At 44.9% G+C, this 13,762-nt stretch carries 12 protein-coding genes; 10 read left to right on the top strand and 2 right to left on the bottom strand.

The window, feature by feature from the left end:
* The first annotated feature begins 95 nt into the window (after positions 1–95).
* Together QUA02_RS31255 and QUA02_RS31260 are read left to right on the top strand one after the other, a co-directional pair.
* Positions 96–236, top strand: a complete 141-nt coding sequence (locus tag QUA02_RS31255; RefSeq protein ID WP_333033533.1) for a hypothetical protein — start codon at positions 96–98, stop codon at positions 234–236.
* A 1,435-nt stretch (positions 237–1,671) separates the two neighbouring features.
* On the top strand, positions 1,672–2,409 hold the full coding sequence (locus tag QUA02_RS31260) for an FkbM family methyltransferase (protein WP_333033534.1): 738 nt from the start codon (positions 1,672–1,674) through the stop codon (positions 2,407–2,409).
* A gap of 142 nt (positions 2,410–2,551) precedes the next feature.
* On the opposite strand, the gene QUA02_RS31265 is transcribed toward QUA02_RS31260, so the two are convergent.
* Positions 2,552–3,586 carry a histidine kinase gene (locus QUA02_RS31265; protein WP_333033535.1) on the bottom strand — a complete coding sequence of 345 codons (1,035 nt, stop codon included), beginning with the start codon at positions 3,584–3,586 and terminating at the stop codon, positions 2,552–2,554.
* 341 nt (positions 3,587–3,927) lie between these two features.
* Here QUA02_RS31265 and QUA02_RS31270 point away from each other — a divergent pair, with 341 nt between their 5' ends.
* Complete coding sequence (locus QUA02_RS31270; protein WP_333033537.1) at positions 3,928–4,164, top strand: hypothetical protein; 237 nt, start codon at positions 3,928–3,930, stop codon at positions 4,162–4,164.
* A gap of 37 nt (positions 4,165–4,201) precedes the next feature.
* On the opposite strand, the gene QUA02_RS31275 is transcribed toward QUA02_RS31270, so the two are convergent.
* On the bottom strand, positions 4,202–5,608 hold the full coding sequence (locus QUA02_RS31275; RefSeq protein WP_333033538.1) for an S-layer homology domain-containing protein: 1,407 nt from the start codon (positions 5,606–5,608) through the stop codon (positions 4,202–4,204).
* Between the two features lie 69 nt (positions 5,609–5,677).
* Between QUA02_RS31275 and QUA02_RS31280 the strand changes: the two genes are divergently transcribed.
* The 7 genes from QUA02_RS31280 to QUA02_RS31310 all read left to right on the top strand — a co-directional run bounded on the left by QUA02_RS31280 (position 5,678) and on the right by QUA02_RS31310 (position 13,726).
* Positions 5,678–6,223: a hypothetical protein gene (locus QUA02_RS31280; protein WP_333033539.1), complete on the top strand. Its 546-nt coding sequence runs from the start codon at positions 5,678–5,680 to the stop codon at positions 6,221–6,223.
* A gap of 93 nt (positions 6,224–6,316) precedes the next feature.
* Positions 6,317–6,496, top strand: coding sequence for a hypothetical protein (locus QUA02_RS31285; RefSeq protein ID WP_333033540.1), 180 nt, complete (start codon positions 6,317–6,319; stop codon positions 6,494–6,496).
* Between the two features lie 310 nt (positions 6,497–6,806).
* Positions 6,807–7,289 (top strand): BON domain-containing protein, encoded by a 483-nt coding sequence (locus tag QUA02_RS31290; protein ID WP_333033541.1) that lies wholly within the window; start codon positions 6,807–6,809, stop codon positions 7,287–7,289.
* 350 nt (positions 7,290–7,639) lie between these two features.
* A complete protein-coding gene (locus QUA02_RS31295) occupies positions 7,640–8,848 on the top strand; it encodes a histidine kinase (protein ID WP_333033542.1) in 1,209 nt (402 codons plus the stop codon).
* A gap of 1,452 nt (positions 8,849–10,300) precedes the next feature.
* Positions 10,301–11,362, top strand: a complete 1,062-nt coding sequence (locus QUA02_RS31300) for a pentapeptide repeat-containing protein (protein ID WP_333033543.1) — start codon at positions 10,301–10,303, stop codon at positions 11,360–11,362.
* 233 nt (positions 11,363–11,595) lie between these two features.
* A complete protein-coding gene (locus QUA02_RS31305; protein ID WP_333033544.1) occupies positions 11,596–12,726 on the top strand; it encodes an AAA-like domain-containing protein in 1,131 nt (376 codons plus the stop codon).
* A gap of 7 nt (positions 12,727–12,733) precedes the next feature.
* Positions 12,734–13,726, top strand: coding sequence for a hypothetical protein (locus tag QUA02_RS31310; protein WP_333033546.1), 993 nt, complete (start codon positions 12,734–12,736; stop codon positions 13,724–13,726).
* Positions 13,727–13,762: the final 36 nt, after the last annotated feature.

Raw genomic sequence — 13,762 nt, forward strand, 5'->3', positions numbered from 1 at the left:
TGTAGGAGTGAAAATTGTTATCTCACACTTTTTTCATTATAACCGATAACTCATCAACTTATTTATTTTTCATTCCTTATCAAAGAATTATTGGCATGGGACAGCCTGTTGTACCGTTAATTTTTCGGGATCTCGAACAAAAATCAGATTATTGGTTTTGGGCGTTGAGGGCAATTACTTCACGGGGTGACAACAAGAGTCAAAAGCCCCGCCTGTGGCAGATTTACCTGACTTAAGTTAAAAAAAGATGGGGTCGAAATTCTATCGTGGCCCATCTAGCAATAATGTTCCCTCAATTTTACCAAATTCATCTACAAAAACAACTTAAACCAGCAGAATACCTGACTCTAAAAATTTTAGTCTATCTGTTGCAGAGCCAAAAACAAGTTAATATCGAATTACTGGCCACCGTCCATGCCTGATCCGATTCAATTTGAGAGCCGGAGGCGCAGCTGGCAAAGATTTCTCAAATTGGATTGCCTGAACATTGAAAGTCTATGGTTTCCGTTGGTCAAAAAAATTTACAAGCAAAGTTTAAAAAGTCTAAACCTTTGAAACTAGCGAGCGAGCGCACTCTTCGGGCGAGCGCAAAATGTATTTATGCGCTCGCTTGATATGGGAGAAAAGAAGTATCCCATTATACTGGATACTTCTGGATCAAAAAGGAAGTAGTAATATTTGCGAAGAAAAAGCTCTAATCACTCCTGTTTGAGAATTACTGTCAGATTACAAAATTATCATTTTAGGCGAGGGAGAATTTGGTAGCATCAAGCTGGCAGACTGGCTCTGCCAGAAGAAAGTGAAGTTTATTTGACGGGTGAAACAAGGGCGGTATATATAGCAATCCTAAATGATTTGAAAAATAGTACGCGAGCAAGATGCTCGCACTACAAGGATTCTGATCTCGATCGATTTTGCGACTGATTTAGGACTGCTATACAAGAAAACAATTCTGATTACATCCTGTTATCTGACCCTGGGTTACTGCCAGGGGAAAGCTTTTATTTGTCTCATGTAAAACTTACCAAACAAAAAGGATTTGTCACTTGTGATATTGCTGCTTATTGGCGACGCAAATATCGCGGAAAACAGGATGATGTTGCGTTGGTATCTTGTGACTAATTTAGGCGAGTTAAAGCAGTCTATCGATACTTTCAAATGTCGGAGTGGAATTGAAGCAATGTTTAAAGATTGTCAGACAGGTAATTATAACAAGCGAGAAGAGTCATGCTAATAATCAGTTTGATATTACTGATAGCCATTGCCTATAGTTGCACTCTTACACAGGCAAAAAATTCAGACGATGGGAATTCAAAAATATGTGGGTAGGTTAACTGAATATGGGCGCTCGCTCGGGCGGCACAGTAGTTTTTGGATTGGATTATATGGTCAATGCTGGGTGGTTGGGATGGAATGCAAGTCAAGATATTATTATTGAATTAATGAGAATCAGGCGTAACAAACTACCATTTTTTCAGAGGGGTATGAGGGCTATGTCATTGATTCTATCTATGTTCTGACTCTGGTTGTCACCCGTGAACTAAAAATCTCGCCTTTCAGGTTGAACCCGCAGCCCTAAACCGGGTTTCCGAGCATTGCAAAATGTGAGTTAGTACCTAGAGGCATTTCCATCAGCTAATTTTTTATACAATAAGAACATAATTTCCCCCTATGCTTTTCCATAAACTTCAGCAACTGATGCAGCGCAAAATTAGAGCTAAAAAGTTAGGGATAAAATTTAACAGAGTTGCTAGCTTTCAATTGCCCGAACAATTAATTGTGCAAGGAAAGCGGCATCAAGTAAACGTGCCTTCCGAGAAAGGCATGGACGGAGAATTTATAGAAGTGCTTTTAGACGACTGCTACGGAGTCGAACAATTATCTGAATCGCTGATGACAATTATTGATATTGGAGCCCATGTCGGGTTATTTCCGATTTCTGCCAGAAACAGATTTCCCCAGGCCGTGATTCACGCCTACGAACCTAATCCCTACCTGGAAAATTACCTCAAACATCAATCTCAAATCGCAAATTTTACATATTTTATGGAAGCTGTAGGAGACCGAGATGGTAAAGTAGTCCTCGACATTCGGGAAGTATCGGGAAAAAGTCGATCGCGCGTCAGCGAAAGCGGCGACATACCGATGGTATCGTTGAAAAGGGCGATCGAGCGAATTGGCGGCAGCGTCGATTTAGCCAAAGTAGACTGCGAAGGTGCAGAATGGCTGTTATTTGAAGATCGAGATACTTGGCAACTCGTGCAAAACCTTTCTTTAGAATATCACTTGTGGTCTGGTCACACTCACGCCGAAACCCGACAAGTTATTGAAAACTTAGGATTTCGGATCGGAAAGCAAATACCAATAGATAAATGGTACGGCTCGATCTTAGCATCTAGAACCCGCTGAACTCCTCACTACAAACCAATTTTATCGCGGTTGTGCGATCGGCATAATATAATTTTCGACACTTCTCAATGCAGTCAAGAAACACAGCACCAAGCAACCCGGTTTCTCAAAAAAAACCGGGTTGCTAAACACATAGCTTGGGTTAAATCTGTTCTTCGCCTTGATTGAAACGCTGAATTCCTTGATTTTCTGCGACGCGAACAATAGCATCTTCGGCAATATTGAGGAGACCTGTGAATTTATCTTGACTTGTTTGCAAAGCTTGTTCCTTGTTTTTGCGATCGGCAATTTCACGCTGCAACTTGTCAATTGTCCGTTGAAAACGAGCTGCTTGCCTGAACATTTCCTGTTCCGAAAAATCCAGCAATTGAATCAGATTCGCAACTTGATATTCCAGGAATTGGGTGTCATAAAAATTGTTATTTTTCACAAAATCTACAGCATTTTTTGACGAATTAAAGACAAGTTTTTCGTCGGAAAGCGACAGGACTGTTTTGACACTCAGTGCCAAATTTTTAAACATTTCTGCCCTGCTTTTGGGAATTTTAACTTTCAGGAACATCACTACAGCAAACAAACTTCCCGACCGCAGAAGTCCTCCAAATCCCAAGACAGACTTGACTTGGTAGGGGATAATTAAGGAATCTTGTTCGGGAATAAAGGGGCTGCCTTTTGCCTCTGGTACGTGAAAAATATTTAATACTGCAGGCTCTAATTGCAGGAATCTTTCTGGCTCGATTCCGAGGAATGTAGGAATATCTAAACCGAACTGCCGGATTATTTCCGAAATCGCCGGCATTTGAGCCACTAATTTTGCGCTAACTAATGGAATAGCTGGATTTTTTGCTGCTGTGTGCCGAGAATTCCACTGCGGTTCTGTGCCTGCTGCTGCTAGCAGAGTCCAGCATTTCATGTCGGCGGCGGGGGAATTGCCCTTCATCAAGCAGCGGGCGGATTGTTGCAATGAGTCTTCTAATTCGCCGTAGGGGTGAGTTTTGAACAAACGCACCGAAACGCAGGTGTTTTCTCCCGTTTGCGAATCGCAAAAATGTTGGTAAATATATTTAACAATCTTCTGGCTGCTGGCTTCCATACTAGCAGTATTTCTACCGAACTGGCGCAGGACTAAGCTGCATTTCGCTATGTCTTGCGGGGTAAATAGGTTAATATTGTACATTGAAAAACGCTCTCCTAGAGCTCAAACACTCTTTTTCATTTATCCTTAAGGCCGCTACCACATCCGGAATCATACTGAGAGTTTTGAAAAGTGTTAGTTAAAATACGTACAAAATTTGCCAGCAAAATGCAGCGGTTGTGTGGAAGGATACAAAAATTAAGACTAAGGAAAAAAATCTATCCCGTAGAGGCGGATGTATAGTGTTTGAAAGGATTTTTTACGATGAAGGAGCGCAGAGGGATTCAAGAAGCGGGGTTTTTCAACCGATGTCCCTCGCGTTTTACTGCACATTTTTGTAGATAAAACTCGGTTTCTGGGTAAGTCATATCAAATCCGGTAGCATGGGAATTATATTACCCACAATCAGGACACGGCGCCGTGTCCTGCGTTTATATCATTCCGGTGTTACCGGATTTGATATCATATTCACAGAAATCCTAGAAATCCAAGCTGAAATTTTTGTTGCGGGCGATCGCGCGCAGATTGGTCAAAAATTGGTAAAATTTCGTCAGTCTTGGACGCAGAAACCTGGTTTTTTTACAGATAAAAAACCAGGTTTCTTGGGTATTGGTAAATAGATGCTTTGTTCACCACTTTTAACCACCCCAAACAACTCTATTGAGCAGGTTGAGACTTTGCTTCGAGGGCATCTTTAGCCGACAATCCCTGATCTTGAACGCCAAAATACCACAAACTAGCAGCAGCTTCGGCGCGAGTCACAGATTTCTTCGGCTGAAACAGAGTAGTAAAACCAAAAACGCGGCGAATATTCGCCAAATCTCCATTGTTAAAATCAGCTAAAATTGCCCGCGAGGCCTGGGAATCAATCTTAGAGGCATCTTGAAAACCCCATTTTTCTTTCACTCCGTCAATGTTAGCTGTTGGCAAAACTTGACGAGTATCTAATGGCACTTTCCAGAGAATCATTGTTTCGCGAGTTACAGGTGCATCGGGGCGAAATTTCACATCTTTAGTTTCTCCTGAAAGCGCACTGGGAATTAAGCCGGCTTCTGCTAAACCTTGAATTGCTGAAAAATCAGGGTCTGTTTTGGGTACGTCAGAAAAAGCCGGTTCGCTAGAGTCTACTGCTAATCTAATTTGTTTGGCTTGACGGCTAGCATAAATCTGATTGTTAGCTGCTACTAACCAGCGGGCGTATTCGCGGCGAGTGACAATTTTGTTGGGTTTGGGTAAAGTGCTGGCAGTTTCTAAATTAGCATTTTCTGTCGTTCGCACTTTCAGCACCTCCAACGCGGTCAAATCTGCCACATACTGCCGCAACTGTTGAGGAATTTGGGTATCTAGTTGGCTAACTTTTGCTGATTTTGGCGAGGCGGATGGCGTTGGAGTAGTTTCCTCTGAATTAGATGGGGTTGGTGAAGGTGTTGGAGATGCGGTAGACTCGGAATTATTAGGTTGAGGACTGGCGGCAATTTCTGAACTGTCTTTGCTGTAGTCGATCGCAAATTCTGTAGAACCCCCTACTTTCTGAGTAGGAGAAAGCGACACTGTTACCCGCAAATTATCTCGGGTTGCTACTAAAGAACCTTGTCCCTCGGCGGTTGGGCGGCTGACTATTTCCCAGTTGCTGCGCCCAAACTCTGTAAAATAAAAGTTCTGAACAGAATTAACCGGATCGGTGCTTTCCCAGCGCAGCCGCACATTTTTTTGCGACGGATCGGTTGGCCCGCCAACTTCAATTAACTGAGCATTAGGATAGAGTGGAATCTCTGTCGGGAAATCGGGAGGAAGTTTGGCGGTAGAGTTTGTTTCAACGGCTGTAGCTGGTGGCCCGGAAGATAAAACCACTGGATTTTGTTGTAATTTTGGATCGGCGGCTAAAGATTCTTCGAGTGCCTTGCTGTTGGGGCTGTTTGCACAAGCTGTGACAGCAGCCAGCAGACACACAGCCAGCCAAGTATTTACAGCAGCGAGTATATTGGTTTTGTTGGTTTTACTGGTTTTAGCTTGCGATCGCCCGATCGAGTTGCCTCGCCGTTGAGTAAATATAATATTCAGCATAAATCCCCCCTTTGCGGATATATTTCTAGGCTAACGCAGATCGATCGGGCTAATATAATTTTTATAAAAATGAAATTGCTGAATTTATTCCTAGTTGCTGCTACATTACTTGTCTCGCCTGTCAAGTTTGCCAGTCCCGCTGCATCTCAACCAGCCCCGCTGCGGGCCGCTCTTCAGGCGCCGGAGTGGCAGCCATTTTGCTCGGCGATGGGTCAGTTTGCGATCGATATGCCGGGAACTCCCAAAATGAATTCTGAAACTTTTTCAACTCAAATTACCGCTCATACATACAGGTCGGTCTTAAAAAACAAAGAAAGTTATTTACTTCAATACTTTGACCTAGATTTCCGGCAAAGCAACAATAATATTAAAATTACTTTAAATAATGCCGTTGATTTCTTTGTCGTGGGGGCGAATGCTAAATTGCTGCAAGTGCGGGATATTTCCCTAGGAGGCTATCCGGGAAAAGAGTTTGAGTTTCAGCCGCTTTCCCCGACTGAACCTGTAGGTGTAGGTCAAGTTTTTTTGGTGGAAACGCGCGTTTACGGGCTGGTTGTCACTACCCCCGAACCAGAAAACGCTCAAAAATTTCTCGACTCTTTTCGTTTGTTTTGAAGCAGGAAGTTCGGCAAGGAGCAGTGTAGGGGATTTAACGGATTTAACTCATATGTTGCACCATTCTCAATTAGGCTTTTATGAACAGGCAAGATGCCTGTTCCACAAGAAAATTTATCTTTTGTGGAACGCGCATCTTGCCCGTTCTTGAGAATGGTGCAAGATGTGAGATTTAACGGATGGATGTTGAGGGAAGAAGTCCGAGGTTCGAGGTTCGAGGGAAAAATTAGTTGGGAGTGGCGATCGAATTTATTAAGAAAATTACGCTCTTGAACTTGGTTTCTACGAAAATATTGGCTTTGGACACCAAAAATGTCGGCATCAACCGGGTTTCTGAGGAATAATACGCTCAGAACTAAATTAAGTTAAATTTGACTCAAGACCTTATTTTGTTTTTTGTACTCTATCTAACGGCATAGATAAATTTTACACCCGTGGAGCGATGTAGATACTTCGTGAAAGTTATATTATTAAAATAATGATTTTTAAATCACAGAAAGCACAAACAAAGATTCTGTCTCGATCCATCTGGGTCAACTAAGTCTGGATCGTCAAAAGCTTACCCGGAGGGTATTAACATATTATGAACAAACTAACACCAATTCTCCTCAGCGGCCTTTTATTATTTGGAGCTGCTGCTTGCACCGAAGGGGCTAAAACTAGCGCTGATGCTCCTAATTCTACCACAGAAAATACCACCACCCCGCCCCCAGCCGAGACAGTTCAAAAAACTCAGGGTGACGCCACTAGCGATATTCGCAAAAACCAAGCAAATTCTGATATCAGGGCCAGAGAACAGCGCAACAATGTGACTGGCGGCGATGCAATGAGAGCCGATGGCGACCTCAAAAGTGAAGTTCGCTCCAAGTTGGAAGTAAACATCACTAAAGGTCAGCTAACTGTTGAGGCAAAAGACGGGGCTGTCACCGTAGGCGGCACAGTTCCAAATCAAACTGATTTAGCTAAAATTGAGCCGCTAGCTAAAGAGATTAAGGGTGTCAAAACGGTGAATGTGACGGCTGTTGTCGCCCCCGCTGCAGCCGCATCGCCTAGCAGCAAACCATAGATTAGAAGGAAGAGGGAAAGAAGGAACAAGGAAAAGGGAAAGTTGGGCATTGTAATATTGCTTTTGGAGCGCAACGCTTACGTGACTCTCCGCGGCTAGCGGGGTTTTAAGTTAAAAAGTTTAAAATTTAAAATTCACGCACTCGCGCACTACCTGCAATTTCCCCTTCCCAATTTCCGATTTCCAATTCGTGAGAATTAGTGGGAAACCAGCCTGAAGATAGAGACAGAGGTTATTCCCAGCGACCGATGAAAATTGTTGGGAAAAAATGACTAAATGTGATTGATTGCAGCAAGCAGAGCATAAATTCTGTGGTTGTGTAAAAGTAATTTATTTTGAAGGAGAAAAAAATGGCTTTAGGTCAAAACAAGCGAGCTGTAGGATCATTTTCTAATTACCGAGATACGGAACTAGCCCTGATCGAACTGCAAAGTAGCGGGTTTCCGATGAATAAAGTTTCGGTAGTTGGGGAAAATCTCGATCGCAGCGAAATTGCGGGCGCTAGCGCTGGTAAGAGTACCGACGAAAAAGTGGGCGGCGGCGCAAAAGCAGGCGCGACAGCGGGAGTCGTGACGGGCGGTTTGATTGGGTTGCTCGGAAGCATTGGGGCGCTCGCGATTCCGGGAGTTGGCCCGGTGATGGCGGGGGGCGCGCTCGCGACTCTACTGGCTGACACTGCTGTTGGAGGCGCGATTGGGGCCGCAGCGGGCGGTTTGGCCGGCGGTTTGATCGGTTTGGGAGTTCCCGAAGCAAAAGCTAAAGTTTATAGCGATCGCATCTCGCGCGGAGAATATTTGGTATTCGTAGAAGGAACAGATGCCGAACTTGCCACAGCCGAACGCATTCTGAGCGTGCGGGGTATTCAGGATTGGGGCATTTATGATGTGCCGGCAGACACCGGCCGCAGAGCTTCCGCCCGCGACAAGCGCGCCGTGGGAGTATTTTCAACCCGCCGCGAGACGGAACACGCGCTGGGAGAGCTTAGAACTGCTGGTTTCGACATGAATCGGGTTTCGGTGATCGCTAAGGATGCTGACTCTAAAGGCGACATCGCAGGGATTGACGTGCAGGATAGCGCGGACAACAAGGCCGATGAAGGGGCGACCAAGGGCGCACTCACAGGTGGCACTTTGGGCGGTTTGACGGGCTTGTTGGTAGGTCTGGGCCTAGTGGCAATTCCGGGAATCGGGCCGATTATGCTGGCTGGAGCCTCAGCTACGGCGATCGCCACTACACTCGCGGGTACAGCTTTGGGTGCGGCTGCGGGCAGCTTGATCGGAGCTTTAGTCGGTTTGGGAATTCCCGAAGAGGAAGCTAAAGCATACAGCGATCGGGTGGCGAGAGGAGATTACTTGGTACTGATCGACGGTAGCGAAGCAGAAGTTGCTAAAGCTGAAACAATCCTGAGCCGCGGAGGCATTCAGCATTGGAACACCTACGAGTCTCCCAGCGTCGATAGCGCTCGGGCTGATTACGGCGCTCCCGGCACTCCGGGCGTTGATACTACGGCTGGTATTTACGACCCCAATCAGGGCACTACCCGCCACCCTCTGATTTAATACTTCAGAGTTTGTTTGGGTATTGTTTCTACTTCCGACAGGGTAGTCGCACTCGCGCACTCGGAGTGTTCCTGGCGATGGAACTAACACGGGCGAGCGAGGCGTTTTGCGCGACTTGCCGATAAAATTATCTCAAAAGTCGGCTTTTTCTCGGAAAGCCGGCTTTTGTTTTGTTCTGGAAACTTAAAAAAAAGCGACCTGTCAAAAGTTTAATTTTGATTGGCGAGCTGGGCTTTGCGTCGGCGTCTCGATCGCCTCCCTTAATTTTTACATCCAAAAAAAACGCTGCGGTTTTTAAGTCTGTAACACTCACTACTGCTCAATTGCAAACCCCGCAGTATTATCAAATTTGATAACATAAATTACAGCAGATATTGCTCGGTTAGTCAAAGAGCGACTATCTTTAATTATGGGGCTGCTAGTTTCAGTAACTTATACAGGTGAAGTAGCCAGTCCCGCGCCCAGGACGGTCTGCGGTGGTCGGCAACTATTAGAATAATATTGTCGTAGCCTTCGGGCAAGACTTAGGCTGGTCATTGGTTGGCTGTCGCAGCCGAATTGCTGTTGGCAACACCGGCGGCATGAATACAGTTTTTCTGGGAATGCCTCAGCGAAGCATTTGAGAAGCCCAGGAACAGCTATGATGTCCGAGAGTGCGTCAGGTGTCGGGTGTTCTGTTAATTAGAACCGCAAGCGCTCATGGATCGAATAAACATTAACAGCAAACACAGAAGCGCGGGAGCACGGAAATGGCTCGCGGGTCATTTTTTCGGGAAATCCCAGGCGAGGGATAGCGTGTTGCTTCCTTCGCCCGTGAGCCGTTCAGAACTCAGAGGGAAACAGCCTTCCTGTGGGATTTCACGCTCCGCGGAGCACAGTGGGGGGAGGTGACACTAGCTGAGCTGACCGGGATCTGCTTTCATGCGCGATCGAAGATAGAAGGCATTTATGTAGAAGGCATTCGGGGTTGAAGCTCCGATATCTTGTTTCTTGATTGCACTACTAAATTCGATCGCCTGTACCGGCAATTTTTCGGGTCAGAATGCGGCGCGGATGCCGCCAGCAATACCCCAAATATGCGATCGACCTTGACAACATCGATCGACAACTTCTCAGTATTTTTGTAAATGCTTAGAAGTTAATAGTTAGTTGTTAATTGTTAGCATAAATACAGCTAACAATTAACAACTAACATCAACCAACTAACTACTAGCAAAAATAAGACTTACAGAACTTACAAGCGGGGGCGAGGAACTCGGTTTCTTCATAACTGCCGCGCTGACAAACCTAAGTTTTAACGTTTGTTAGCAGGGTGATGCTAAGAGTCAACCAGTTTTGACAATTGTTACGCTCGGCACTATTGGTTGAAAAAACCGACTGGCCAACACGATAGTACAAACTTTCAGACAACATAGAACATCGAGAAATTAAGGAAACTCACTCAATTTTTTTATGAATTTCACTGAGATTTTAAGTGCCGATGAACTTTTAACTAGACATAGAAACGGGGAACGAGATTTTCGAGGGGCTAACCTCATTGCTGCTCATTTGAGTGAAGCTAATCTCAGTCGAACAAATTTGAGCAGCGCTAATTTGAAAGGCGCCAACTTAATTAGAAGCAAACTAATTGGAGCTAATTTAAACGGCGCAGACTTGAGCGGGGCTAATTTATCTAAGGCGAAATTAATTGAAGCTAACCTCGGCAGTTCTAGTTTAACTGGAACTGTGGCGATCGCAGCAGATTTGAGCGGAGCTAATCTCAGCGGAGCAATATTGTCTCAGGCTGACTTGAGCAAAGCTGTTCTGACTGGAGCGAGTTTAGTAGGAGCTTGTTTGCTAAGCGGCTCGAAACTAACTGAGGCGAATTTGAGCGGGGCGACGCTGAGCCGAGCCATTATGAGCGGGGTTGATTTAAGCAGAGCAAATCTGACTAGAGCGATTCTCAGCGAAGTAGACTTGAACGGGGCGAACCTGAGCGGAGCAACTCTAATTCGGGCTTACATCAATCGCGGAAATCTCAGCGGTGTCAATTTGGTTGGAGCTTCTTTGAGCGAAGCAAGTCTGCGGGAGGCTTGTATTTGCGCTGCTAATTTGAGCGGTGCTGACTTGAGCGGTGCTGACTTGCAATCCGCTAATCTAAATGGCTCTAATTTGAGCGGTGCTGACTTAAGTCGAGCTAATTTCAGTAAAGCCAATTTGAATGGTTTGATTCTGCACAATGCCGATTTGAGGGGTGCAAATTTGAACAAAGCTTCTTTGCGGGGAGCTAATTTGAGCGGTGCGAATTTGTCAGGTGCTAGCTTGCTGGAAGCGGATTTGCGGGGGGCGAATTTGAGTCACGCCAATTTGTCGGGAGCGGGTTTGCTGCTGAGTTCTCTGACAGGGGCGAATTTGACCGGAACTAATTTGTCGGAGGCTAATTTGATTGGGGCGAGTTTAAATGTTGCTAATTTAAATGAAGCGGCTTTGAGCGGGGCGATTTTGCCGAATGGAGCTACTCACAGTCGCGATTGATGGGTTGATTAACCGAAAATAGTTTTGAGTTTTGAGTACGTTAGTTTTAAGTTGAAGCATCTTTATTTCACAACTCAAAACATTTAAATCTTCCCCGCTACTTCTTTTGTTAGTGGGGAATTATTTTTTAATTATGCGATCGCAACAAGCCCTCGGATGGATTCGCATAACTAAACTAAATTATAGTGTACCATAAATATACGAGTCCGCTTTTCTTCTAGTCAAATAACTCTATGGCTCCCCCTTCGCCATCTCCCTGTCCGTTTTCTGCACCCTCTATGCTGAAAAACCCCGATTGCTTTGTGGGGCGCAAAGACGAACTAAAATTTATTCAATCTCAGATGACAGGCCCACAGCCAACCAGCGTTAATATTGTGGGGCCACATAAAATTGGCAAGTCATCCCTACTTTGGCGTTTTTATCAAATTCGCAATCATGGTCAATACGCTTCCACCCCTTATGCTGTCATTTATTTATCATTTCAAGATGGTGAATGCCAAACTGAAAATACTTTCTATCAAGCAGTTGCTGAAGAGTTGAGGAAAGCGCCAGTTATTCAAGCGAAGCGGAGTTTAGTTACAGCTTTTTCCGCTGCCAATTGGGAGCGCAGTACCTTTGCTAAAGCCATTAGACTTTGTGAGGCAGAGAAAATATTACCAGTCTTATGTATAGATAAATTTGAAGCGCTGTTTCAGGATAGTTATCGCGAAAAATTTGATGAAGGATTTTATGACAATCTTCATTCCTTAATCAACAATAGCGCCCTGATGTTGGTATTAGCCTCTCTAGAAACTCTTGATTCCTACCGCACCAAATATAAACTGACCTCTTCTTTTTTCAACGTCGGTTCATTCTGGTTATTGGAAAAGTTTTCAGAAGCCGAAGCTCAAAAATTGGTTCAGTTGCCTAAAGGAACAATAGCAGGTGCTATACCAGCTTTAACTGAAACAAATCAGCGTCTAGCTTTGGAGTGGGGAGAACGGCATCCTGTACGTTTGCAATTAGCTGCAAAATATCTCTGGGAAGCACAACAAAATAGTAAAAGTGTGAAGTGGGCAAAGCAGAATTTTCAATCCCAAGCTAGGACTGTTCTACAATTGCAAGCTCGACCAAAGCGCCCTCAGAAGTTGTTGCAGTGGCTGCGCTGGCTAGTCTGGGATATGCCAATTTGGATTGGCAATTTAACTAAAAATTTCGGATTGAAATTCGATGAAATTTCTACTTGGTTAATTGGTCTGATTGTGATAATTGTTCTGATTATGTTTTTCCGAGGTATAATTCCTGGAGATATTGTTTCTGATTCCTTCAAAAAGCTTTTGTGTAACAGTTTGGGTGGTCTGCTAGGCAAGTGGTGTGATGGTTAGGAGCAATATGAATTGGAATTATCTAGCTGAATGCCTTCGCCTTCTCTACTGGATTTACTTTAAACCTTTTACTTTGGCGGAGTGGGTGCGGGAAATTCACCCTGATTTGAAATCTGATACTAATCCTTTTACGATGCGGGCGGAGTTTAGGGCTAATCCTAAATTGCGGCGGTATGCCGGACAAGTCTGGTTTTTGACAGTAGCCGTACCTCCAATAACTGCACTGCTAGTTGGCATCATTTATTCGTTGGCAGTCGAACCATTTAATTGGTCGAGAAGCAGTCTTGTTTTGATAGGCTGGTTTTTGGGAAACTGCTTAGCACGGTTGGGTTCCCAGTTCTGTATGCCGTTGGGTTTCGAGTTCCGTATGCCGTTGGGTATGTTGTTGAGTGTGGTGTTGGGTGTGGCGTTGGGTGTGTTGTTGAGTGTGTTGTTGGGTGTGTCCGGTGTGGCGTCCGTTGTGGTGTTGGGTGTGGCGTTGGGTGTGTCGGTGGGTGTGTTGTTGGGTGTGTCCGGTGTGGTGTCCGGTGTGGCGGGAGGTGTGACGATGGGCGTGGCGGTGGGTGTGGCGTTCGGTGTGGTGTTCATTCTCAGCACTGTGCGGGTTTATTTCTGGATTCCAGAATTACTGTGGATGTTTTTCCTGTTGCGTTTCGTGCCGGAGGGAGACGAAGCAAAATGGCTGCGGCGTCTCCCGCCGTACTTCGACCAAATCATTCACTTACCGATGCCTTTGATGGACTCTTTTATCGTCAAAGCTTATCAGCAAAACCCAGTTGCAGCCGAACAAACCCTCAATTATCTAATCGACTCAACTAACCAACAAAAAGTAGCATTAAAGGCAATGGTGGGAATTGCCATTGATACCCTCAACCGCTGTCAGAACTCTCAAGATATCGTTGCGATTACCGAACAACTTGCCTGGATACCCTCACCACCGCCAGCCGAAATCGGTTCCATACTAAGTAGCTCAACAAAATTAATTACACAAATCAACTAATATGATATACTGTAAATATCAAGTTGTATTCAAAGA

The organism is Microcoleus pseudofavosus SVA1_A4 (genome assembly GCF_036700565.1).
Taxonomy (GTDB): domain Bacteria; phylum Cyanobacteriota; class Cyanobacteriia; order Cyanobacteriales; family Microcoleaceae; genus Microcoleus.